We start from the raw sequence: 22,237 nt of genomic DNA, 5'->3' as shown, positions 1-22,237 counted from the left end.
CATCTTACGCGCCTAGATCCGGTGTATCGTCAAATAGGCCGAGTTGAACGGCATTCGCACGCTCGAGTTTCTCCCTCGCTCGCCTCACGTATGACTGTACAGATCCACGAGTGACACCCAATGCCTGTGCTATCCCCGCATAGCTCATACCGCGTTCGTAGGCAAACAGACAAGCGGCTTCGCGAAGGCTTAACACAGAGCGCCATGCGACGGGAAGCCTCTGCCGCCACCATTCCACCGCACCCTCTGCCGCGTCTCCCTCGTCGTCCCTATCCCATCTTCCAGGCTGTGTTCCTCCAACGCATTTCGCTGCGAGCCGATCCAACACCGCTGGATCGCCCACGAGCACTTCGCGATGCTCAACACGCGTCGTACCCTCCATTAGGCACAAGGTGTAGTCCAAGGAGCGCGCCATACTTTCATACAGCCACACATCGCGCTCGAGCTCGGGGTGTTCTTGAAGACGTTTTTGGGTTTCCCGCTTGGCCTCCTTGATGCGTTGCAATGTCAGTTCATATTCCTGAATCAGATCCTCCAAATCCGAACGTGCCACAAGGGCCACCTCCAAAAACGCGTGGAGAATGGTTAAGTTCTTACAATTAAGTTAGGAGATTTGCGATTGTTTTGGCAAGATGTTCGATCCCTCCGTCCGACAATCGGTCTTGATATGCTGCGAGGATCTCGACGAGCAACGAGACCTTCTCAAGTCGCAGTTGTTCCTCCAAAGCGTTGGGACGCTGACCTCGGATCGCAAGAGGTAACACCTCGCGCACCACCCAACGTTGAAATGCACGCGCGTGGGGTTCTCGGCCTGCAAGCGCCAAACGCAACATCCCCGACTCGCGAACAACCAGGATCTCCTCGCGCCCGCCTGCGTTGTCGACCGTCACCAAACCCTTCTCGTCGTCGTCCAACCTTCGTATCGCCTTCTCAATGTTACGCAGCCCCATCGCCTCACACACCCCGACGGCGTCAAACCATGGTTCGCCATCAACCCAAAACACACGCACCTGCGCGCCATTCGCGAAGACCGCCCAGGTTTGTTGCATGAGAGATCGCCCCCTCCGAAGAGCGATGTCTGCAGGGCAAAACGGCATAAAAACAGCCCTTGCGCCACCTTTCGACGCAAGGCTGTTAATTGGAGTGCATGTGTTACCTCTCTTCCACCACGATCGCAGTCGCCAAGGCTCGCTGCGGAACCGTCAAGTAGCGCCCCTCATACCACAGTCCTGTTGAACTCCCCCCGTCAAGGTTCATCGCGTATGTCAAACCGAGCGCTTTGGCGATCTGAGCTTCCTGGTATACATTCGCGTCGTGAATCGTCAAAAACACCAACTGCCCGGACGAATTGAAGCCGACCACCGAGCGCAGTGTCACCGCGTCCACGACTTCGTAGTTATCCAGTCCTTCTTTTGCTGGCTCGATGTCGATGCGGCCATTGTTAAGCAACATGGGACCGGCTCCAATGGCGTTTGGATAAGCACTGAACGGTACAGTCTTTCCTGTGTCCAGTGAAACTACAGTATCTCCCCACACTGCCCGATCCCCCACATGGACCCGCTGCATGATGGGGGTTTTCGCCTCTCCCGCGCCAATCTCGATGTCGTAGCCATTGCTTGGAATTGGTGTGATGCCGTCGTGGATCGCAACGATCTTGTTATTCTCCACTTCCGCCACGACAGACGACGAATCGCGAGTGCGCGGCCCGTAGAACGGCGTCAACACGCTGACCCGCATAGGGTTGGTGCTCAAGGTGTTGAGAAACCAGGGCCACATGTTGCTGATCGGATTCGTAGGATCGTAGACGTTCAGCGACAGCTCCTCAGTCGCACGTAGCATCGTAAGCTGGCCCTGAGCGCCAATGCCGAGAAGCGTGCCCTTCTCGTTGTACACGAATTGGCCGTTGATTTCCAAAGCCCCGGCCGGGAAGTTGTCGCCACCCGCGTCGAAGAACGTGCCGTTGATCGCGGCGATCGCGTGATTCTGCTGGGCAATCTGAGCCAACGTAGCCGTGGTGCCAAGCTCGTGATTCGCGATAGCGGGTTGAACCTCAATGTGCGGATCGCGAACATTGATGATGACCTCATTCACGGGCTCTCCGTCCACGACAAGAGAACGCACCTGAATGGCTTGGGAGTTGGGCGCGGAGGAGACGCGATGGACTGCGGAATGTGTGGAATGTACGGGATGATGTGAAACGAGATCGACCAGTGGCGCAACGAACACGAACCATCTCCCCCAACTTTGGCATGCAACTCCTAGTTTACTGGGGGTTCTCAAACTCGCGCAACACGAGAAAACGAGAGGAGGCAAGAGGCATTATACTTGTGGCGGCGTCTTACAGGGATCAATCCTTGGCCATCGTCCACCTCAACGAAGGCCGAACACTGGGATTCTCGGTACACGCGAACCGCCTGTCAGAGGTTTTGATGGGCGGTTCGCGTTTTGGCGCTCAATAGTTGACCCACAGAGCTTCCTGACGCCACCTCTTCGACGCATGGCACTGTTTTGGCGGCGCGTCGATACACCGCCAATCTCGATACAGCTCGTCCATCAGATCGCAATGATAACCGGAAATCGCAACCTTGCCCCGAACATTGTGCAAAACCCGCGCAAGTTCCATGTGCTCCTCGTCGCTCATCTCGTAACGATAGGCTCTCGGATCTGTTCGGGTCGCATGGATGTATGGCGGGTCGCAGTAAAACAACGTATCAGGACTGTCGTAGGCACGAATCACGTCCATCGCAGGGCGATGTTCGATCTGCACGCGGACCAGACGCGCTGCGATCTCGGCCAAATTGGCCGCACTTCCAAGCCAACGGGACACATTGCCTGCCATCCCGCGCTGGCTCGTGTTGCGGCATGCCGCCCAACGCCCCGGTGTAGCGGTCTGCGCCAGTGCCATGCGAGCCTGTCTTGCTCGGACGTAGAACCGCCTTGCGCGCTCGAGTTCAGTTAGACCACCTGTTGGCTCAACGATGGCCCGGACAAACTCTTCTCGACTGAACGGCGTGAGCGCGATCGCCTCAATCAAGGCGTCGCGCTGCTCGCGAAGCACGCGAAAGAAATTGACGACTTCCCCGTCCAGATCGTTATACGTCTCCACAGGTGAAGGATCCCGATTCAGTAAGACCGCTGCCGAGCCTCCGAACGGCTCGCAATAATGATGCGCTCGCGGCAACAGCGGCAGGAGCCACGACAAGTGACTGTACTTGCCGCCGTACCAGCCAAACGCGATTCGCTTTCTCCTTGGTTTCTGGCGCGCCGTGCTCACGTGATCGATCATTAGCGCCGTGAATGGCGGAAGACCTTCTATGAATGACAAAAGCATCACCCCCACTGTGGGGGGCGATGCAGGGCATCGAACTACTGACCTCGGTGACTTTCGTGCTCTAACCGAACCAACTCAGCAAAGACCGGAGCAATCTGCGCGGGCACTACGCCATTTCCGAGAGCTTTGAGTCGAGCAACACGGTGACGACGTTTCGTCGCCGTCCGCGGCGGTTCCCACTCAAACTGCTCCTGCCCAAATCCAGCCGGCCATGGTACACTTCGCAACCGGTCGTTTTCCACATCGATGTCGGTCCATCCGATAGGTAATCCCATCAAGCACTCGACCCAGTCCGGATTCAACTGTCCCGGATTATTGGGTTCCATCACTTGAGCTTTTAGGTTGTGTTTCTCGACATCTCGAGCCCACGCTTGAGTTCCATGTGCGGAGGAGCCTTTATACTCGCTAGATTTCGGCGTGCCCCAAAGAACGACGTCATTAAGGTTTGGCGACCATCCATCCTTGCGTTTGCGCTTCGCTCTTGCTGAGTCGCAAACGTCACCCGTGCGATAATCACGCGCCTGTGGTGTGGGCCATCGCTGAGCATCCTGAGAAGACACGTCCGTGCAGGAAGCATCAAACCTCGTGATGGTAGGCCAGCAAGAATACTCTCTCCCGTCGATGCGGCGCACCCACGTCACATGCTCCATGCACGCCCCATCGTACATCAAACCCGATTTCGGCCAGGTCCCGGAGAACGCTTCCAAAGAACCGTCCAGCATCAGTTGACAGGATCCCTGGCACATTCTCGCCCACGAACCATCGGGGTCTAAGATCGCGAAGCACTCGCCGGAACTCGGGCCAAAGATCCCGTTCGTCCTGAGCGCCCAATCGTTTCCCGGCCACGCTGTGCGGCTGACATGGCCACCCTCCGCAAACGATGTCGATCCGATCAAGCCCCGTCACCTCACGCACCTTCTCCGCCGTCACATCCCGAATGTCCGCGATGATCGGTACGCCGGGAAAACGCTTCTGAAGCACCTGTTGGCAATAAGGGTCGATCTCGCAAAACATCACAGTCCGAATTCCGTACCATGCGGCCGCCAAATCGATGCAACCGACACCACTGCAGAGACTCACCATGTTCACCACGCATCGCCCCCATGACGATGCGTGGGTTGCAGGGCAAACCTCTGGGCCTTCTCGGCGTGACCAAGCCTTCCAGGTATATTCGCCTTGCCAACTGCTCCATAGCTCAAGTTAGGAGTTCGCTCGATCCCGAGCACAGTCGGGAGAACACCAGGGACGGTTGACGTCGCCCCCGAGCCAAACGTCATGCGCTCTGGCTCTGCCGCAAGCATTCCAGGCCCTTTTGGGCGATCACGCGGCTTGCGGCCAAATCGTCGTTGCATCGATAGCCGCACTTCTTGCAACGGAATTCGTGACGCTTGCGGCTTCGATTCGCAGCTTCGCAGTGTCCGCACTTCGGGCAGGTCTCGCTTGTGCCCGTCGGATCAATGACCATAACGGCAATCCCGACTTCTTCCGCCTTGTAGCGAATGAAGTCTGCCAACTGCCGGAACGCCCAACTCATGCGCCAGTATTGATCTTTCATCCGGAATCGGACGGACAGGTTACTGCCTGTGAGATCCTCAAGCACAATGAGCGGACGTTGACCTTGGGCCTTTGCGAAGCGGACCACAGCCTTGGCGATTTGGTGGTTGACGTCCGTCATGAAACGGGATTCTCTTCGACCGATCGCCTTCAGGCGGCGCTTGGCCGAGCGAGTGCCTTTGCGCTGAAGGGACGCGCGCAGACGGACGTAGCGGAGGCGGGTCTGTTTGACCTTGCCGCCGCGGATGAACATCACCTCATTGCCACAAGAGGCTGTGACAAGGAAGCGCATTCCTTGGTCAACGCCGATCACGGCGTCGAAATCGCCAACGGGATCCGGAACCGTCTTCGACACGGACACATGCAAAAACCATCCGTGTCGCTTTTGAACGAGTTCGGCTGCACCGAAGGTCCAGCCGTCCTGCAAATACCGTTGGTATGGAGGCTCCACACGAAACGGGATTCGCAGGCGACCATCAAGCGTCGTGATGTACGCCAAGCCGCTTCGCAGCACATAATCCTTGTTCCACTGGAACACGGGCTTGGCATGCTTGAACTTTGCCAGCGCGTTCGCGTTGCCGTTCGATTTCATGCTCTTGTACACCGCGGCGACGGTGCGACACACGGTGCAGGCCATCTGCGCACGCAGACCGAATCGGGTGCGAATGGTTCGGTATACGATACGCTGCAAGTCAAACGCATTGCGGATCCGACGCTCGAAGGCGATACGACTCACATAATCGAGCGCCTGACGATTCGCCTCGATGGTGAGAGCAAGCGCAGAAGCTTGTTCCGGCGTTGGATCCAATCGAACGCGGACGGTACGGGTGAGCTCCATGCCATTCACCTCCCCCTCACTTGGAGGGGGAATGGCAGACAAAACAAAGGCCCTCCGTTCAACCGGAGAGCCAACCAGAAAGAAGGACGCGGCGCTCTTCCCAGTGCCTAAAGACGTTGACTTCTCATCAGCTTTTATGCTTAAGTTTTGATAAGCTCATGTGTCGGTGCGGCCAACACCGACTCCCGGGCACCAACGCCTCGGGCGTTGCCCCTGCCCGTGTTCGTCTTGCGGGCAAGTAGCCGCCCCAAGGGCGCTAACCGTTGGGGGCGGCTACTTGCGTTTGAGCAAGGTGACCAGTGCCACGACGAGCGTCAACAGCGTGACGACAAATGACCCGAATTGGATCATCAGCGACAACGCTTCGGCTACGCTCATGGCCCCACCCCCTCCCTCTCGGGCAGGGGGTGCCCCCAAAGGTTGGTGTCAACTTCACTTTACCATTTTACAAATAGTTAAACCAGAGTGTTCCTCCCGCGGTGTTTCCTCATTCCTTTTCGGAGCACAAAATCGAAACCGTTGGCGTCAAACAATTGCGCGCACAATGCCTCGATATGTTTGTGCATGATTCGCTTCTTGTTCTCCTCTACATTCTCAATGTGCTGCTCGATCCGCTCCAACGTCTCTTCCAACTGGGCGATGGTCAGCTTCTGCTCATCAGCACGTTGAATTGCATCTTCATACAACGGCTGAATGTCACTGGGAATTCGGTCACGATGCTCAAAGTACCAAAGCACATATTCGGTTTCAGCGCGTAGATATTCGAGCGCTCCCTGCAGGTACTCCCATTGCGCAAACTGCATGAGTTCGTCAGCGTCGAGCATCTTGCGGACGTACGCCTCGGCAAGCGGTTCTCCAAGTTTACCAATCTCATCGTCGGTTTTATCGATGTGTTCTAAGATGAAATCGCGGAACCTCGAATGGAACTCTTGGATGATCGTCTCTTTGCCCATATCCTTCTTCCTCCTGTGCTACAATCGAAGTCGAAGGACGCCTGTGCATCACTGCCATCGACGCACAGGCGTAACGTGTCAAACCTCAACCTCGTCAGTCTTCCTAATGACCTTTCCATCTTCAACTTTCGCGATGGGTTCACCGTATTCCAGGAAGTACTGATAGTAGGCCTGAAGCTCGGGAATCGCCTTTTCGATGTCTTCCGACTGCACTCGCCGAAAGACAATCGAGCTCAGGATAGGATCCTCGCGATCCACCAGGGGAACTGCCACGTGGATCCACTCGCCTCCCGGCAGCCGAACCGGATAGATGATTCGTTTTCTCGAACCCGAATCGAAGCTCACTCGACGCAGAAAGCTGTGCCAATACACATCTTCCGCCGCTTTCAATCCACGCTCCGGTGTGTACCACTGCTGGAAGTGGGCCTGAAGAAACGTCGGCCACACCTCTCTCCGCCTAAACACCGGTTTATCGACAAGAAACGACTTGAAATTTTGGATCTGTTCTTTCGGATGACGAATATCCATTTGAAGTCCCCCTTTCTGCTTAAAGGGGGATTGGAAGGCAAAAAGGCGCGGCAGAGATAAACCATAACGGCTCACCCCTGCCGCGCTGCGTTCAATGTTTACGAACGGTGTTCGTTCTTTCGGCGGAACCATTCGACAAACCAAGGCGCCACAAGCCAGCACACATCCTCACGTGTGCATTCTGGATGCTCAACGAGAAATGCCTTAAACGCCTTTAACTGCTCCTCGCGAAAACGCATATTGCATCAGCCTCCCCATTCGACAGAGGAAATGACAGACAAAATTCGACGCTCTCATGTCACCCCTTGATCAATTGCGGCTTGTGCAGCCGTTCAGATAACCGCTTGTGCATGTACTCCGCAAACACCGCAACGCGCTCCAGCATTTGCAGATCCAGCAGCAAGATCTCGGTGTTCCGCTTCTGCAACAAATGCTCCACAAGCGCATCCATGCGCTCGGGATTCGCCTTTAAAAGGAACGACGTATCACCCATGAATCGGAAATACTGCTTGGCCCACTCTGAGACGTTGAACTCCTCGTCCCGTCTCTTGGGCATCTCCACAACCGCACCGCCACTTTTGAGTCTCACAACCTCGTCGAACAGTTTCGCGACACGCTCCGCATGTTGATTGGCGAGTTCTTCCGTGGACTTCAGTTTGCTTTCGAGCTCGGCCGCACGACGTTTCCAGGCCTCGATTTCCTCTTGAACCGAATCCGGCACCACCTCGACGCGCTCCACAGGCCGATTCTTCAGTTCTTCGATCTCTCGCTCCAGCTCGGCAATTCGCTCGCGGTCCTCTTTCCGCCCACGCTCCCGCAACGCGGACAACTCCTGCTCCAGCGTGACCACGCGCCAACTTTGAGCCTGGAGATCCCGGATTCGACGTTCCAACTGCTCGATCTTCTGGCGATCTTCCTCTCGCCCTTGCTCGCGTAACTCCGCGAGTTCCGCCTGCAACCGCGCCGTTTCCTGGTCGCGACGTTCCGCCTCTTCGAGTCTCCGCCGCAATTCCTTGGTCTCTGCGAACGTGCGGTTCGCGATCTCCTCTCCCAACGCTTCATACAAGGTACGCTGGATTTCCGGGCTTAGGTACGCCAACTGCTCGGCGGCGCTTGTGCCGAGCTTTCCTGAGGAGACCAAAGCTTGAAGTTCTGGAATGAGATTGTTTAGCTTGATGAGGCGTTTCGTGTTCGTTTTACTTTCTCCTATTGAATCAGCGATATCGTCTAGTGTTTTCAAAAGACCAATTTGGTCTTTTGATCGACGATCTCCTCCTCTCTGCACGCCCCAGTACTCCGCCAAAAACTTCGCCCTTCGCGCTTTGCGCATCGGGTCATTGTCCTCGCCGCGCCGCTCTTCGTTATCAGCAATCAAAAGGTACTCCGCCTCTTCAGGCGACACGTCGTAAATCGCCACCGGCACCTGCTCGATTCCCAATTCCCGCGCAATTCGATAGCGTTGGTGCCCCGCCAAGATGGTACCGTCCGGAAGAATTTTCAACGGGTCGCGAATGCCATGGACTTCAATGCTGCGCTTCAGTTCTTCGTACTTCTCACCCGTCAGATCCGCATAGTATTCTTCGTTCTTCGGATGGGGTTTCAGACGGTGAATGCTCATCTCGCTCACACAAATCTCCTCCTTCAATACATTAGCGTGAAAAGCGAGACAATCGATTATTTTTGATTCGAATCGAACCTTCTCTACCTTGATGCGAAGCAACAAGCGAAAGAGGTTCAAGACCCTGACGAAATTCCTTGATGAAACGAATGATGTTGCATTATCTCTATCTGGTGCACTCGCCATACCACATAACCACATATGATTGCCTCAAGAAATAGCATTGCAATAGGCCACCAACGAATCCAAGGCTCCAACACATCGGAAATCATCCAAAATCTCCGCATTGACCATTCACGCCTAGTTACGTCTGGTGGTCTCCTTTTACGAAGTTCCGCAATTAGCCAAAATACACGACCACCATATTGTCGTTTGATGTCTTCGTCCTCGTATACCTTCTTGGACTCGAGATAACGAATAACAACGTTGTTGCAGAATTTAACAAAATTTCGTTTCTTGATGTCCAAATCCTCGTATGGTTGAGCAAACAGCTCATAGGTCAACTTCGAGACATAATCCTTAGCGTCTTCAACCAACGCCTTCATTGAGTCAAAAGCTTGTTCCCATTCTTTTTCAAACTCTTTGTTCCATATGATGTAGCTCAAAGTGCTTTCAGGATGAACAAACCGTTCAATCAACCGATAAGCAGGTAGATAAAACCGCTCGTATTGAATCTGTAGCATGTCGGACCGACGCATCTTCTTCTCGCGCCTCCTATCCATTAGCGCTGAGATTGATATGGAGAATCCTGAGGTCAAGATTCCTGATAATACAGTTTGCCATACAGAACCAGCCAATCCCCATCCCTCCACCTTGCAATATTGCAAAATGGAATTTCGATGGAGATCAGCTTTTTTCCTTGTAAAAACTATCTTGTTAACGTCTTTTATGACGCGTTTTACCGCCTCGACGTGCTTTCGTCGTTTGAGGTTGACACGCGCCCTGACCCGCCATACCGATACACGCCGCTGTACGAAGATGTACCTCTATATCCGCCGCCGCTCCACATCGGCAAGAAAATAGGATAGCCACCGTCATTATTGTTGCCTGCTTATTGCGCCGACTCGTACGCGTTCATCGCATCGGTAAACGCCTGGCCAACGTCGCCCTGGAGCAACGCTTGGCTCACCTGATCCGCAGGCTCAACCTTGCCGTTCTGATAGGCGAAGTCGATGTCGAAGTCGTGGTCGAAACGGTTCTGGACAATTACGGTATCACCGAACGTGTAAGGGCGAAGGTACACGGTGTCACCCACGTCATTTCCAAGGTTTGGAGAAAATTTTCGATGGTCTCGTGATTGTGAGGGATCGGGTACAACAGCACCGCCTTATACGCTGCGGTTACTTGTGGCGTGAGTTTGGGTTTCGCAGATGTTGTGTCGTTTGCCGTTCCAGACAACGTGGCAGTGGAACATCCCGTTAAAAGGAACGCCGTGGCGGTGAGCAACGCGGCCACCTTCGATCTTGACATGTGCATCCCTCCCAATAAGACGGGGAATGCACGACAAAAAACCGCCCTGCATCGTTTGCAGAGCGGCTGCGATCATTCTTCAGCCGAGCGCCGCAAGAAGTCGCCTGACATGATCAGGCGTTTCCGGTTCCAGGTTAAAGCAGCCAACAGCAGAACGGCTGGAGTCTTATAAACTTCCAGTACAGGCTTCTTCAAACGATTCGACGAGCTGACATGCCAGCAACTCAGAAATTTTCTCTTCTGAGCACTCCAACGCGACCAGGTTCGTGTAAGGAGACACGTAGACAAGGACTCCGAATTTACCCAATTCGTGGATTTGGGATTTGTTCTTGACTATCACGAGAAACTTGGGCATTCACGCATCACCCGGCTCATAAGAGACGGTGTCTTTGTTGTAATGCCTTCTCGTTTCCAACACGTTCGAATTCTCCTGTTCCTAAATGCGGAAGTTTGTTTGTCGTGTACTCATGCAAAGGACAGATCGCTCGAATTGTTGGATCTGAAAAGAGCCTCGGCGCATCCTTGATACGAAAGAACATCCACCACTCGGCCAACGGCATCCACGTTAACATTTCGCACGGATCCGCCTGCGCAAGGAGGAGTATGTGTTTTCCGTTGTCTTTCGCTGTTTGGATTCCACTCACAAGCGCGTCCCGAGTTTCGGTATCATGAACATGGTCAACCACGATGGCTGCACACGAATCTGACTCCAAAATTGAGGCCAACTCCGCAGCGTCTTTCGCGTACATATCCCAATACACAATATTGTTGGTTCCAAACCACTGTTCGCCGATCTCGTCCAGGTGTGTTTGCGCCCAGTGACTCTTGCCAGATTGGGCATCCCCAAATGCCACCGTAAATGTTCCGCGTGAGTTCACCATACGGATCACTCCCTCAAAAATCACTTCCACACACACGTGGTTTGCATGACAAAAAACGAGCCGCCCCACCACACGGCAGGGCGGTGCCTATCACTCATCCCCTTCATTGGCTATAATACTTTCATGCCATTTTGAACTGCCATCCGCAAAATTTCATCGTACGAAACCTTTCTCCCGGCCCCTAAGCTGCCGCAGATAACCATTCGTTCCTTTGTCTCGCCTCCTAAGATTGGATCTCTTTGTGTGCCATGCTCGTGCTCCGTAGCACCTTTCGAGCATAAATTGCGGGGTTCGGTCATTTTGCATCGCCTCCTCAACAAAGAGGCGTTTGCAGGGCAAAAAAAGCCGCCCCACCACTTCGGCAGGGCGGCTTCCTCATTGCGCTACGCGATGTTGCCCATCGTCCAGATTCGCCAATGTCCACATCCGCGCCTCGATTCGTTCTCGAAGGACGCGGCTGATCTCTTCGCGTAACACTACCAGGACGGTCTCTTCGTCGACATTCGAAACTTTCGCCATCACCGCTTTGACGGCAGGCACCACCAAACCATAGAGCTCCCGGTCCAACTCGTATCGAATCGTCGCGACGGCAAATCCAATGTCGAAAAAACACCCCCTGGAGATTTTCTGCAGCGACATGGCTCGTTCTGCCAACGCCATCACAGCCACCTTGGTCTCGTCCGGGTGTTCGTTCGCAAACTGAGCCGTCTTGGACTTCGATCCCAGCATCTCGATTCTCCGCAAGACCGCCGGAACAATGTCGCTCTCAACAAACCGAAGGGACGGCTCAACTGCGCCGTCTTCGAGGAACGCGTTGGTCTCGCGCCAGACCATCTTGGCTAACTGATTAAGAATCCCTTGGGGCACGACACGGCCTGTGAGTTCCGACAACGTACGCATGGCAAATCGTCCCGCAGCTCGCGCTTCGAGACGACGTTCCTGCTCGTAGAAATCGTAAGCGCCCATCAGCGGTCCCTCCGGAACATCAGGACATTGTTCGACTTGACGCCTTCGCACTTCTTCGCAAGGTTCGTCAACGCCTCAGCAGTCACATAGAGCACGGACACAAAGTGATCCCGAACTTCGTCTGAGACGGATTCCGGTTCCCAAACCGCAAGCATGCCCGCGACGTCTTGACGCACCTCGTACAGCTTGGATTCGAGATTACGCAGCGCGGCATAGCTCGCTTCGGAATTCCCCGCCGACTCGAAGGTCTTCTCCAATCGCTGGCGCGCAAGGCGTTCCTTGATCGCCTCGTCCTCCGCCTGACGTTTGGCTTCCAACGCGGCGGCCTTCTCTTTGCGAAGCTTGTCTGCAAGACGCTCCTGCTCCGCGAGTGACGCTTTCAGTTCGTCATTCTGCTTACGCAGATCGTCGAGCGCCCGCTTGATCTCCTCTGACACAACCTCGATGCGCGGCCGCTCAGCCAGTTCCCGCCGCGCCTGTTCCAACTCGCGCTGCGTGTCCTCCAGCGCCGCTCGAAGCGCAGCGGGTTCGTCTTTTGCCGCTTCAATTTCGCGGGTAAGTCGCTGAAGCGAGCCTTCCAGTTCGCGTACCCGCTTTTCTGCAGCTTCCCGCAAACGACGTTCCTCTTCGATCTGACGACGGATCTCCTTTGCTTCTGCAACCGTGCGCTCGCCAATGGCCTCGCCAAAGGCTTGAAATAACGCGCGTTGCTCATCGGGCGTCAGATGGGCAAGCTGTTCTGCGGCGGTTGTGCCGAGTTTGCTTGCGGACACGAGAGTTTGGAGTTCTGGAATCAGATCGTTAAGCTTCAGCAATCTCGGTAAGTGCGCAGCATCCGTTCCCACAGCCTCTGCGATGTCCTTGCTCGTCTTGGGGGATTCACCATTTTGGTTAACCCTCGAATACTGATTGACGCCGCGGTGTACTCCCCAATACTCCTTGAGGAACTTCGCCCGCTTCGCCTTCCGGATCGGATCATCGTCCTGGCTGCGCCGTTCTTCGTTGTCCGCGATCAGCAGATATTCCGCTTCCTCCGGTGGCACGTCGTAGATCACAACGGGCACTTGCTCGAATCCGAGCTCCCTTGCGATCCGAAGTCTCTGATGTCCGGCGATCACTGTGCCGTCCGGCGTAATCTTGAGCGGATCGCGGATACCGTGGGTGGCGATGCTCCGCTTGAGTTCCTCGTACTTCTCGCCATCAATATCGGCGAAGTACTCGGCGTTCTTGGGGTGTGGCTTGAGACGGTCAATGTGGATTGTGCTCATAAAAAAATCCCCTCCTACTGGAGGGGTGTTTGCACGACAAAAGAAGAGCCGCCCCACCACACTGGCGAGGCGGCTTTGCTGATTTAATTACTGACCTAACGCCCCATACCCCGGCGCGACGTGCAGCGACGGATCCGCGTACGTCACGACGTTCTGCCAAGCCTGCTGCGGTTGTTGACTCTCGGCTCGTTGAACCAAGCTGTCGTTTCCGAGGCGCGTGAACCAGTACGCAGGCCACCCGAACGTGCTCGCAACGTTTTGCGCCGTCACGGTGAAGCTCCCCGCATCCGTGTTCACCGTGATCGTGAACGAGATATGCGCGCCTTGCGCGAACGCCGTCGCCGGATCCGGGCTCAAACTCCACGCCGCGAGTTCAGGCTGGCCGTTCAGGTACACGCCCTTCGGCACATCCGTCCAGCAACTGAACACTTCCGTGGCAGCCGGAGGTGGTTGGTCGAGACCCAGCAGATTGGTGCCCTGCGTCTGCAACGTCTCCGAATTGATAATGAGCGGCTTCGTCCACGTGATGCTCCCACCATCAGGATTGGTCATTGTGAACGTTACCGTGCCGCTTTGCGGCAGCGCATGCGGAGACCCTTGCCACACGTACCGGAAGCCAAAGCCTGCATCCGGGCGAACCCACACGGTTGGGGTCTGCTGGCCAATCGGCGGTCCGTAAGTGTGGAACGTGATGCCGTTGATCACAACGTTGCTCGAAATCTGATTCGCGTTCGGGCCGCCCACTTCCGTTCCCGTAAAACCATGCTGTTGGAAGTAGGTACAAAACAGCCCCGGACACTGCACCGCATCCCACTCACTCGACGGCACCGGCAACCACATGTTTTGCGGCGTGCCAGGATCATACGACAGCCCAGAAATTTGGCCGTTGTTCACAGTGTGCGTGTAGACCTTCGATTCCTGAGTCGTATGATCCACACACTGCCACGAGTTGGTCTGCGGATCGTACTGCGGCGTCGGATCGTTGCGGATCCACGTCAACTCCTCATCGCCGTTGCCAAGGCTCACCCATTGCACGTTGGAATCATACGGTTGACCGCAATTGGGCGGCGGAGGTGGAGTGGGTTGATTCCAAGTGACGTTCACGGTGTTAGACTGATAGGCATTGTTGATGTAGGAACTGTGATCCGGCGAATATACCGTCACATACGCGATGAACGTATCGGTCCCGGCACTTTGTGACGCATATTGCGTCGTATACGTGGAGCTCCATGAACCGCCGAGCCACTGGCCCGTTGTTTCGTTGAAGATCTTCAACCACATGTTATTGGGCTGCCATCCGCTCACGACAGTTGCTGTGAGTGTGGTAGCCTGCCCAACATTCAACGAAGTCGGATTGGCTGACAGAGCAATTTGAACCTGTTGTGTCCATGTTACTGTAACCGGATTGGATTGAGCAAGAAATTGGTATTCATTGGTCCACGACGGACTTATCTGGGCGATGTATGTCTGTGACTCAGGAGAAGGTTCACTAACCCACGCCTCAATTGTAACGTTGTTACCCGTTGTAATAGAACGATTGAGCTCCTGCCCGGTACTCTCATCCCAAATGACAAGGTAATCGCCGGGAGGCACATAAGGAGCTGTAGCTGTTAAGATTGACACTTGTCCTACGTTCAGACTCGTAGGATTTGCTGTGAGTGTCGGTGCCAGAATCGGTGTCGGAATAGGCGTCGGGGTGGGTATCGGTGTAGGAATGGGCGTTGGACCAGGCGAAGGAATCGGCGGTGTGCCTCCGCCCCCATTGTTATTGCCCCACGTCACCTGCACCGGAGACGAAGTGGCTAGGACTTGCAACGTTGCACCGTCCAAGAGTTCGGCAACATACGTGTCCGTCAGTGGCTGATTCGAGACGGCGGTCGTCGATGCCGTCGGTGCATCATATCCGCCCTCATACTGATTAAACCGCCCTTGCAAAGTCCCTGCGTTGTCCTGATCGTTGATCACGATCCAGTAGCTGTGCCCATTCGGCAAGCCGTTGTAACCCACGCCGTACGCCTGCGCGTTCAGCGTGACCGACTGCCCGACGGTGGGATTCGTATTGGAGGCCGTCAGCGTGATGCTGTACTGGCCGGATCCGCCACCGCCTCCAGTGCCACCATTGCCGGAAATCGTGAAACTGGTCGTGACCGGCCCCGAAATGCGATCCACACCGTCCGAGACCCAGGCACGGGCAACATAATTCCCCGGCGTCAGATTGCTGGCGGAAAACGTGTCGGTGAAGTACCCTTGTGTCCCGTATTCCGCCTGCATCTGGCTCATATCACTGGAACCCGTTCCGGCCAACCACTGTGTTTGACCAGTAGTCGTATTGGTGATTTCCACCGCATCGTAGTGATATGTCGCAAGCTGGCTGTACAGGTATACGGCCGTGTGGAAAGTCAAGGTCACGCTGTTCCCTTGGACCGATGCGGACAGACTTTGCGCCACTGGCCAGCGCGATGTGGCGATGTGGAACGTCGAACTGTACCGGGTGTACGTTTGCCCGGTCGTCGGATCGTAGTACGTACCGATGGGCATCAACGTACTGTTGTCGCTGGTAAAGATCGCGCCCGACTCGTTGACGAGATAGGAGAAGGGGAGGAGCTCAGTGGTATCGTGATTGTAGATGTCTTGCAAGTCATAGAGATACTGTTCTGCTCTCGACACCGCAAAATTCGGATTCCCGCCCAACGCACTAGCCACGGATTGCGCTTCACCGGGATAAATCCCGAGGTACCCCAAGCCGTTGCCGACATTCGCGTACTGGGTATCCGCTTGAATTAGGTCGTTAATTGACCATCCAGCGCCGTCTGTCGCGCTTACTTGCGCTATGTTCATGTAAGGTGAGTTTTGGAGGTAACCCCAACCAGGGTAGAGATTACTTCCAAATATTTTATAAAGATCACCCCCTCGAATTTCGTAGGCGCTGTCTTGCGGCACGTATACAATTGCGCCGAAGTTGTCCGCCCAAGCGCTCGGCGAATGGACAAGGATAGCACCAAGCATAGTGGTCCCAGCCAACGCAACACGTGCCGCCTTCCAGCTTCGAAGTTGCACGGTTACATCCCTCCCTTCTATTCCATGCGGGGTGTAAGGCAAAATAAAAAAACGCATTCCAGAGGAATGCGCGGTCGTCGGAAGTATGAGGTGCATGATACGTGTTGTCAGGATATGTAATCAGACGAAACGGACGGTAGCCCCGCTCCGTAGCTGACACTATATCCTGTAACGAACGTATGCTTAGCCCGATCCGCCCCACTCACACTGACATTAAACCCAGCCCCGTCGTTTTGGAATGTCAAGGTTACTCCCCCCTGCAATGGAACGTTCCATCCGTTCACATACCCATAACCCCAATAGGTTTCTTTGGCCGGGTTCGGAACAACCACCGCATAAATCACATTGGTTCCCGAAGCATTAGGCAGATCCACATGGACGGTCTTACCGTCGCCCCAAACCTGGATTCGGTCAAAGAAATACGTCGCCTGCGCCAAATCCTGCTGGAAGGTTTCATTTGTATATCCCGTGGCATTATCTATTGCAATCACCGAAAGCGGTGCATGCAACGTGTATACGCCGTTTTGTTCCTTGTATCCGTACAACCACCACTGGAGATTACCCAATACCGTTTGCGCCTGTGCGGTTGTCAGTGCAGTGTTCGAATCCGTGATGCCTGCACCTTGGAACAAATCATTCTGTGACGCCCAAGTAAATGGATCATCCGAAGATTGAAAGCTTAAGAATTTCTCCACATTCCCAACGTCCGAACCCGAAGATGTGGGCACCGCAAACGCCGCCCACTTTGCAAGCCATGTGGCGACCTGGTCCGCCGTCACCTGGCCATTGGGATTGGGCATCGTCGCTCCCACTTGTGCCATCGTCGGATGAGCTACCACATGTCCAACCAGCGGATGATTAGGATTGAACATCGGCAGGGAATTAAACAACTGCCACATGGCATTTGCCATCGCCTGCTGCGTCTCATACACAGGCCCGCTGGCTGCGCCACCACTCGACGACTGACCAGACCCGTTTGTCGAGTTGGATACCGTCATGTTCCACTCCGTGCCGTTCCAACTCGTTTGAACGCCCATGTAGCTCAGTGCCTGTTGGAGGTAATAGACGGGCACGAATGTCGTGACCACGCCACGGGAACCTTCGTCCAGATACGCAATCCTCGGCGCATACGTCACCGGCTTACCATTGATCTCAATAACCATCGTGCCGCTCGTGATGGGTACAGCTTTCACCGCGCTCGGATCGTTCACCGTCATGCCGCTTGGCGTCGTCAGATTCAGCACACCCTTCGTGCCGTCCCACGATGCCTTCACACCGATTTGACCGAGCGCCTGGTAGATATACCAGATCGGAAGGAACGCCGTCACCTGACCGTTCGAGCCTCCAAATGGATCCTGCGCCGCGATATGTGACGGCGTCGACAACGGCTGCCCGTTCACTTCCACGATGCTGGGATAGTACGTATACGTCGCTTTCTGAGAACTTTGCGTGCTGGCCCAAACCAGCGGCGCGGCCGCAAGCACCCCCGTCGCAGACAAGGCCAAAGCCGCCTTCCAAGCATTCATTTTCATCGTGATCAACCTCCTCATCCTTAAGCTCGATGTATGGCAACGCGCGTTTCGTGTCATCCAAATCTATCCTTGCCGTCAGTATAATCCATACCCTTACATTGTGTCAACCATATTATTGATTTTAAGGATTGTATTTGGTTCTCTAATCACAGGATCAACAGCCGATCGCGTTCCTTCTTACCTCATGCCCACAGTCACGTTTACACGCCTGCCCAACGGTCGATACTGAAACCGAGCGCATGCAGCTTCCATTCGTCTGAACCATCTCCCCGCGCTTCCCCGCACCGCTCGGTGCGGGGATTTTTGTGATCGCGGATTCACTCACTGTCGGGTACACCGCCAGACAGCTTCACGGGTCACGAAGCTTGTATACTCATCAGCATCAATGGGTTATACTGAACTCAAGCAATCCGTTGTCATTCGATTCTCACTGACCTCTTCACCTAACCCACCCGCACCTCTAGGTGCGGGCTTTTTGTCCTTCAACCGAATCGACAAGGGCAAGATTTCAGCATCGTAAGACAAGGATCGACAACGCGAACTGGACTAAGCTCAGCTTAGGCCGACACGCTCCATGCTCTTGGTGCTGTTCTGTAGCCCCTTTCCGACCGCCCCGGACCCCAACCACTTTGCCCCATACGGTATGGAAGGAACCGGGGCGAGGGAACTAGGTGTAAGAGTTGCATGCGTGGCGTGAAACGGTCGGGCGATGAAGGCCAGCGGACGATAGAGGCACCCTCCATTTTCCACACGACCTCCCTGCACGCAGACGGTGGTGCAGGGAGGTCGTCGCATCTGGACAAGAATTCGACACTCAAAGACAACGTCCGACCTCTCGCTACGATCTAGACTATCCATGTGGCGACACGCACTTGCCTGAGGCTGGCCACGATTCGGCTCCTTTCGCGCGCCCCGGCCATTCATCCACGGCCGGGGCGAAATCGTGTTGTTGTGAGTCTTGGCAACAGTGACGAAACGTCGTATCATCGTGTTAGGCCAGCGATGATGGTAAAGCGGTTGGTTTCGCAACGATTACCCCCAAAGCACTTCCCCTGCATCAATGAGCACGATGCAGGGGAGCTTGTTTTTGAACGCCTCAATGAATCTCAATGAATGCGTAGCACTTTTCTGATCCATTTTACCAATGCTTTGTAACCATTCGCCAACAACCAGATCAAGGGAATTGTGAGGAATAGAGGCCACAGCATCAGTATGGCCATTCGAATCATGCCCTTAACATTCTCAATACCTTCGATAACATCCGCAATCAGCATAACAAGTAGGCCAATAACCACATAGCCAGCGACAACGAACCACGGACTCATGCCAACCCGCCTTTCCACCTGGACACGAATCGCATGACAAACCGCCAAATTCACCTACCACCTCGAAAACGAGCTCAAGCGCGCCATCATCCTGAATCACGTGAAAGACGCCGCCTGATGGTTTTCATCTATCTCCAGATCAATTCCCTAATCGCCTCAGACATCCGAATGCCCCAATCTGCAAAGGTGGGATTGAGCAGAAGCCATACGCCGCGATCCCCTTTGCTGTACATCACCACGCGTCCGTCTTCTCGAGCAGACTCTGTCCATCCCATCGCAGTCAATTTCCTTGTCATTTCGTCAATCAGCACACGCCGCAATGTGATCACGTCGTCCAAGGGTACCGTTACTGTTCCGTCCCTTTCTATCCGCGCTTTGCAGGCCAGTCTCAGTGCCAAGATCTCAAGCTCTGTCATGCCTAACCACCCTTATCGTGGCCTTCGCCCCAACGAACCGCACAGTTCTCAACACCGCCAACAGCCCGCGTACTGCTCGAGGTCCAGCCGCATCCATTTCGGCCACGACATCGACCGGATGCGCTGGAACACCCGTTGGCGCTCCCGAGCCGAACGATCCATCTCCCGCAACTGCGCCAAGAGCAGACGACGATGAGCACGGTACTCCTCGATCAGTTCCTGCATCGTGGTGTCGGACACATACATAAAGAAAAACCCCCTTTCTACTTAGAGGGGGGTTGTAAGACAAAAACCGCATTCTGAGATGATACGATCACCGCGCATGTTCATCGAACGGCCGCTTGCTGCGCCTGATGCGCTACCCAATCCCCATTCTCGACTCTCGCGTATCCATCCACCCGCCGCTTCTTCATGCAATACACCCATCCGCGTAGCCCATTTGCGGTGTCTGAAACGATCGCCCGATCGTAAAACCTCGGATAACTCTCCAGCCGATCGAGCCGCGCAAGACCCTCGTCTGTCACCCTGACCCACTCGCCCGTGACCACGCCGTCCTCCTCCAGCGACACCGCCGGGAACGGCCCGAGGTCATACATCGCGCCGCGGATTTGGCCTTCGCCAAGATCCGCCACCAGATACGGTTCCATCACCGCTCGATTGGGCTGGCCCTTTCGCAATGTGCCATACACAAACACCGTATGCATGCCCATGCACATACCCCCTCCCTAACGCGATTCTAGTTCCAATTCTAATATCAACCTGTATATGGGTCAATAAAACACCCAATCCAGATTCTATTGAAAGTCTGGGATCTTCGTGATAGGCTTGTATTGGGAGGGAAACCCTCTCCTTGCACCCCCTTTGTCGAAAGGGGGTGAGAGGGATGTGGCAGCACATTGCTGTGATGCTCGTAGCGGTGGGCTGGAGCCTTGCCCGAATCGGGCATGCGCTTGCAGACATCCTGCGGGCCTTAAACGGCAATCCCCGCCCAGGCCGCAATCCGAAGGCGGGGAAGCCACATCAACCTCGCAGGAGGGGTTAACCCTCCTGCTATGTTCATGATTATCTTACCACATGGGGCAATATGCGTCTACGGGCCTAAGCTCGCGACAGGATTCGAACCTACAACAGGTCGCTTACAAGGCGGCTGCTCTGCCTGTTGAGTTACACGGGCATGACAAAGGCCCGGCGCTCATGAAACACCAAGCCCAAATGCCCCCTGCAGGGGATTGACCTCGCACGATACGTAGCGGGGTCTGAACATAACTGCGGAAACTCCGAAAGCATGAGCGAAGCCCAAGCGGGCGGTCGGCGGAGGTTGGGGGACCGAAACCGACCGGACGCCCTGCGGGCTGGACAAGAAAAGAAATTTTTGAGGAGCCCAAAGATGATCTTGACCTAGGCAACCCTAATTATAGCACATCTGTTGAAGAAAGACCATAGAAACACCGCACAATCGATGTCAACTTTTGTCGCCCACTCTTAGGTACTACTCATCGCGAGTTGCCTCCACACAGTATAAACACGTGCTACACCTTGAGCTGGATCGTGAACCCAACGACAAGCTGCGCCCACCGTGATTGGCAAATATCGATAGCACCAGAGCACCCATCGCACACACAAAACCGCGCGGTGGCGACGCTGCACGTTTTGCTCCTGCCACAAAAGCTTGCCTCCAACGATCGGATACCAGAAGCACGCGATCCAGAAAACCAACGGTGTGTATTTGACGTATCGTATGTCTCGATACGTCAACTGCAACCGAACCGCGATCCCCACCATCAGCGCGCAGGGAACGAGCACTGCGGCCCATGTCGTCACAAAACGAAGTCCCATAGATCCGTGACCTCTCAGACCAGAACTTCATCATGTTTGCAAGTTCGCATTATTCACCAACATTTTCGCCTTCCGCCTCAGCCGCTGCACCGCATTGTCCACCGCCTTGTATCCGCATCCCAACATCCGCTGGATCTCCGCGTACGAGTGCCCTTCGACCCGCAACCGCCACACCTCGCGCTCGAGCTCCGTCAATCTCAGCCCCCAATGCCGCTCTGCCCATGCCACGAGTTCCTCTGGACCCGCACTTGGCGGTGGCCCAAACACCATATCGTCCACGCTCGGTGCCGCGCGATCGACGAACACGTCCAGCACCGTGCGCTCCGCGTCCTCGATCCATGGGCACTCCGCATCAAGCGACAGCGCCGTCAAGTGCGAGACATGCTTCTGTCGCCGCGCCATCTTTAGTGCCGCCTGGATCTCACGCATGACGCACATCTTCGCGAACGCCCGAAACGGCACTTTGCCACGAACATCGTAGTCTCGTATGGCCTCCCAAAACCCGATCCACGCGTGCTGCATCAGGTCCTCGCGGTCGGCTCCTGGTATCCAGTAGTTTCGAATCCAGCTCCGGATTCTGGCATGGAACTCGCGATAGAGCGCCATGAAAGAGTCCTGGTCACCGCGTTTTGCCGAAAGTACCAATGTCGTGTCCATCACGAAA

The 22,237-nt window shown here is 55.0% G+C and carries 23 protein-coding genes; 1 reads left to right on the top strand and 22 read right to left on the bottom strand.

Going from position 1 to position 22,237, the window contains the following annotated elements:
* Positions 1-4: 4 nt before the first annotated feature.
* The 12 genes from AACI_RS05780 to AACI_RS16910 form a co-directional block, all read right to left on the bottom strand.
* On the bottom strand, positions 5-553 hold the full coding sequence (locus AACI_RS05780; protein ID WP_012810539.1) for a sigma factor-like helix-turn-helix DNA-binding protein: 549 nt from the start codon (positions 551-553) through the stop codon (positions 5-7).
* A gap of 46 nt (positions 554-599) precedes the next feature.
* Positions 600-1,049, bottom strand: a complete 450-nt coding sequence (locus tag AACI_RS05775; protein WP_012810538.1) for a phage repressor protein — start codon at positions 1,047-1,049, stop codon at positions 600-602.
* 103 nt (positions 1,050-1,152) lie between these two features.
* Positions 1,153-2,091, bottom strand: a complete 939-nt coding sequence (locus tag AACI_RS05770; protein ID WP_012810537.1) for a phosphodiester glycosidase family protein — start codon at positions 2,089-2,091, stop codon at positions 1,153-1,155.
* Between the two features lie 361 nt (positions 2,092-2,452).
* On the bottom strand, positions 2,453-3,286 hold the full coding sequence (locus AACI_RS05765) for a DNA adenine methylase (protein WP_012810536.1): 834 nt from the start codon (positions 3,284-3,286) through the stop codon (positions 2,453-2,455).
* A gap of 621 nt (positions 3,287-3,907) precedes the next feature.
* Complete coding sequence (locus AACI_RS17270) at positions 3,908-4,414, bottom strand: DNA cytosine methyltransferase (protein ID WP_041708001.1); 507 nt, start codon at positions 4,412-4,414, stop codon at positions 3,908-3,910.
* A 190-nt stretch (positions 4,415-4,604) separates the two neighbouring features.
* Positions 4,605-5,723 (bottom strand): RNA-guided endonuclease InsQ/TnpB family protein, encoded by a 1,119-nt coding sequence (locus AACI_RS05755; RefSeq protein WP_012810535.1) that lies wholly within the window; start codon positions 5,721-5,723, stop codon positions 4,605-4,607.
* Between the two features lie 273 nt (positions 5,724-5,996).
* Positions 5,997-6,101 (bottom strand): putative holin-like toxin, encoded by a 105-nt coding sequence (locus AACI_RS15900; RefSeq protein WP_012810534.1) that lies wholly within the window; start codon positions 6,099-6,101, stop codon positions 5,997-5,999.
* 77 nt (positions 6,102-6,178) lie between these two features.
* On the bottom strand, positions 6,179-6,676 hold the full coding sequence (locus tag AACI_RS05750) for a hypothetical protein (protein ID WP_012810533.1): 498 nt from the start codon (positions 6,674-6,676) through the stop codon (positions 6,179-6,181).
* Between the two features lie 78 nt (positions 6,677-6,754).
* Positions 6,755-7,336: a hypothetical protein gene (locus AACI_RS05745; RefSeq protein ID WP_245530725.1), complete on the bottom strand. Its 582-nt coding sequence runs from the start codon at positions 7,334-7,336 to the stop codon at positions 6,755-6,757.
* Between the two features lie 166 nt (positions 7,337-7,502).
* Complete coding sequence (locus AACI_RS05740; protein ID WP_049763335.1) at positions 7,503-8,822, bottom strand: ParB/RepB/Spo0J family partition protein; 1,320 nt, start codon at positions 8,820-8,822, stop codon at positions 7,503-7,505.
* Positions 8,823-8,938: 116 nt separating this feature from the next.
* Positions 8,939-9,619, bottom strand: coding sequence for a hypothetical protein (locus tag AACI_RS05735; RefSeq protein WP_012810529.1), 681 nt, complete (start codon positions 9,617-9,619; stop codon positions 8,939-8,941).
* A 254-nt stretch (positions 9,620-9,873) separates the two neighbouring features.
* Positions 9,874-10,077, bottom strand: coding sequence for a hypothetical protein (locus tag AACI_RS16910; RefSeq protein ID WP_245530724.1), 204 nt, complete (start codon positions 10,075-10,077; stop codon positions 9,874-9,876).
* 120 nt (positions 10,078-10,197) lie between these two features.
* Between AACI_RS16910 and AACI_RS16755 the strand changes: the two genes are divergently transcribed.
* Complete coding sequence (locus tag AACI_RS16755) at positions 10,198-10,464, top strand: hypothetical protein (protein ID WP_218917125.1); 267 nt, start codon at positions 10,198-10,200, stop codon at positions 10,462-10,464.
* 199 nt (positions 10,465-10,663) lie between these two features.
* Here AACI_RS16755 and AACI_RS05720 read toward each other — a convergent pair whose 3' ends face one another.
* The 10 genes from AACI_RS05720 to AACI_RS05670 form a co-directional block, all read right to left on the bottom strand.
* The gene (locus AACI_RS05720; RefSeq protein WP_245530723.1) at positions 10,664-11,203 is read right to left on the bottom strand and encodes a hypothetical protein; all 540 of its coding nucleotides are present in this window, start codon (positions 11,201-11,203) and stop codon (positions 10,664-10,666) included.
* A gap of 345 nt (positions 11,204-11,548) precedes the next feature.
* The gene (locus tag AACI_RS05715) at positions 11,549-12,139 is read right to left on the bottom strand and encodes a hypothetical protein (protein WP_012810525.1); all 591 of its coding nucleotides are present in this window, start codon (positions 12,137-12,139) and stop codon (positions 11,549-11,551) included.
* Positions 12,139-13,407 carry a ParB/RepB/Spo0J family partition protein gene (locus AACI_RS05710; RefSeq protein WP_012810524.1) on the bottom strand — a complete coding sequence of 423 codons (1,269 nt, stop codon included), beginning with the start codon at positions 13,405-13,407 and terminating at the stop codon, positions 12,139-12,141. The genes AACI_RS05715 and AACI_RS05710 overlap by 1 nt, the downstream gene beginning before the upstream one ends.
* A gap of 87 nt (positions 13,408-13,494) precedes the next feature.
* The gene (locus AACI_RS16315; protein WP_012810523.1) at positions 13,495-16,464 is read right to left on the bottom strand and encodes a hypothetical protein; all 2,970 of its coding nucleotides are present in this window, start codon (positions 16,462-16,464) and stop codon (positions 13,495-13,497) included.
* Between the two features lie 107 nt (positions 16,465-16,571).
* Positions 16,572-18,005 carry a hypothetical protein gene (locus AACI_RS05700; RefSeq protein WP_148213743.1) on the bottom strand — a complete coding sequence of 478 codons (1,434 nt, stop codon included), beginning with the start codon at positions 18,003-18,005 and terminating at the stop codon, positions 16,572-16,574.
* Positions 18,006-19,102: 1,097 nt separating this feature from the next.
* Positions 19,103-19,375: a hypothetical protein gene (locus AACI_RS05695; RefSeq protein WP_148213742.1), complete on the bottom strand. Its 273-nt coding sequence runs from the start codon at positions 19,373-19,375 to the stop codon at positions 19,103-19,105.
* 74 nt (positions 19,376-19,449) lie between these two features.
* Entirely contained in the window at positions 19,450-19,737 is a 288-nt protein-coding gene (locus tag AACI_RS05690; RefSeq protein ID WP_012810520.1) for a hypothetical protein, read from the bottom strand.
* A 48-nt stretch (positions 19,738-19,785) separates the two neighbouring features.
* Positions 19,786-19,983: a hypothetical protein gene (locus AACI_RS05685; RefSeq protein ID WP_012810519.1), complete on the bottom strand. Its 198-nt coding sequence runs from the start codon at positions 19,981-19,983 to the stop codon at positions 19,786-19,788.
* Between the two features lie 80 nt (positions 19,984-20,063).
* Positions 20,064-20,447 carry a gamma-glutamylcyclotransferase family protein gene (locus tag AACI_RS15890; RefSeq protein WP_012810518.1) on the bottom strand — a complete coding sequence of 128 codons (384 nt, stop codon included), beginning with the start codon at positions 20,445-20,447 and terminating at the stop codon, positions 20,064-20,066.
* Between the two features lie 1,156 nt (positions 20,448-21,603).
* The gene (locus AACI_RS05670; RefSeq protein WP_041707362.1) at positions 21,604-22,230 is read right to left on the bottom strand and encodes a sigma-70 family RNA polymerase sigma factor; all 627 of its coding nucleotides are present in this window, start codon (positions 22,228-22,230) and stop codon (positions 21,604-21,606) included.
* Between the last annotated feature and the right edge of the window lie 7 nt (positions 22,231-22,237).

The organism is Alicyclobacillus acidocaldarius subsp. acidocaldarius DSM 446 (genome assembly GCF_000024285.1).
GTDB classification, from domain to species: Bacteria; Bacillota; Bacilli; order Alicyclobacillales; family Alicyclobacillaceae; genus Alicyclobacillus; species Alicyclobacillus acidocaldarius.
This window is presented reverse-complemented; position numbering and strand designations above follow the sequence as displayed.

Excerpts from the sequence above, each read along its gene's own strand:
- AACI_RS05775 (WP_012810538.1), bottom strand. The coding sequence starts at position 1,049 with ATGCAACAAACCTGGGCGGTCTTCGCGAATGGCGCGCAGGTGCGTGTG.
- AACI_RS05715 (WP_012810525.1), bottom strand. The coding sequence starts at position 12,139 with ATGGGCGCTTACGATTTCTACGAGCAGGAACGTCGTCTCGAAGCGCGA.
- AACI_RS15900 (WP_012810534.1), bottom strand. The coding sequence starts at position 6,101 with ATGAGCGTAGCCGAAGCGTTGTCGCTGATGATCCAATTCGGGTCATTT.
- AACI_RS05755 (WP_012810535.1), bottom strand. The coding sequence starts at position 5,723 with ATGGAGCTCACCCGTACCGTCCGCGTTCGATTGGATCCAACGCCGGAA.
- AACI_RS05750 (WP_012810533.1), bottom strand. The coding sequence starts at position 6,676 with ATGGGCAAAGAGACGATCATCCAAGAGTTCCATTCGAGGTTCCGCGAT.
- AACI_RS05765 (WP_012810536.1), bottom strand. The coding sequence starts at position 3,286 with ATGATCGATCACGTGAGCACGGCGCGCCAGAAACCAAGGAGAAAGCGA.
- AACI_RS05745 (WP_245530725.1), bottom strand. The coding sequence starts at position 7,336 with ATGGTTCCGCCGAAAGAACGAACACCGTTCGTAAACATTGAACGCAGC.
- AACI_RS17270 (WP_041708001.1), bottom strand. The coding sequence starts at position 4,414 with ATGGTGAGTCTCTGCAGTGGTGTCGGTTGCATCGATTTGGCGGCCGCA.
- AACI_RS05670 (WP_041707362.1), bottom strand. The coding sequence starts at position 22,230 with ATGGACACGACATTGGTACTTTCGGCAAAACGCGGTGACCAGGACTCT.
- AACI_RS15890 (WP_012810518.1), bottom strand. The coding sequence starts at position 20,447 with ATGGGCATGCATACGGTGTTTGTGTATGGCACATTGCGAAAGGGCCAG.
- AACI_RS05685 (WP_012810519.1), bottom strand. The coding sequence starts at position 19,983 with ATGTATGTGTCCGACACCACGATGCAGGAACTGATCGAGGAGTACCGT.
- AACI_RS05740 (WP_049763335.1), bottom strand. The coding sequence starts at position 8,822 with ATGAGCATTCACCGTCTGAAACCCCATCCGAAGAACGAAGAATACTAT.
- AACI_RS05690 (WP_012810520.1), bottom strand. The coding sequence starts at position 19,737 with ATGACAGAGCTTGAGATCTTGGCACTGAGACTGGCCTGCAAAGCGCGG.
- AACI_RS05710 (WP_012810524.1), bottom strand. The coding sequence starts at position 13,407 with ATGAGCACAATCCACATTGACCGTCTCAAGCCACACCCCAAGAACGCC.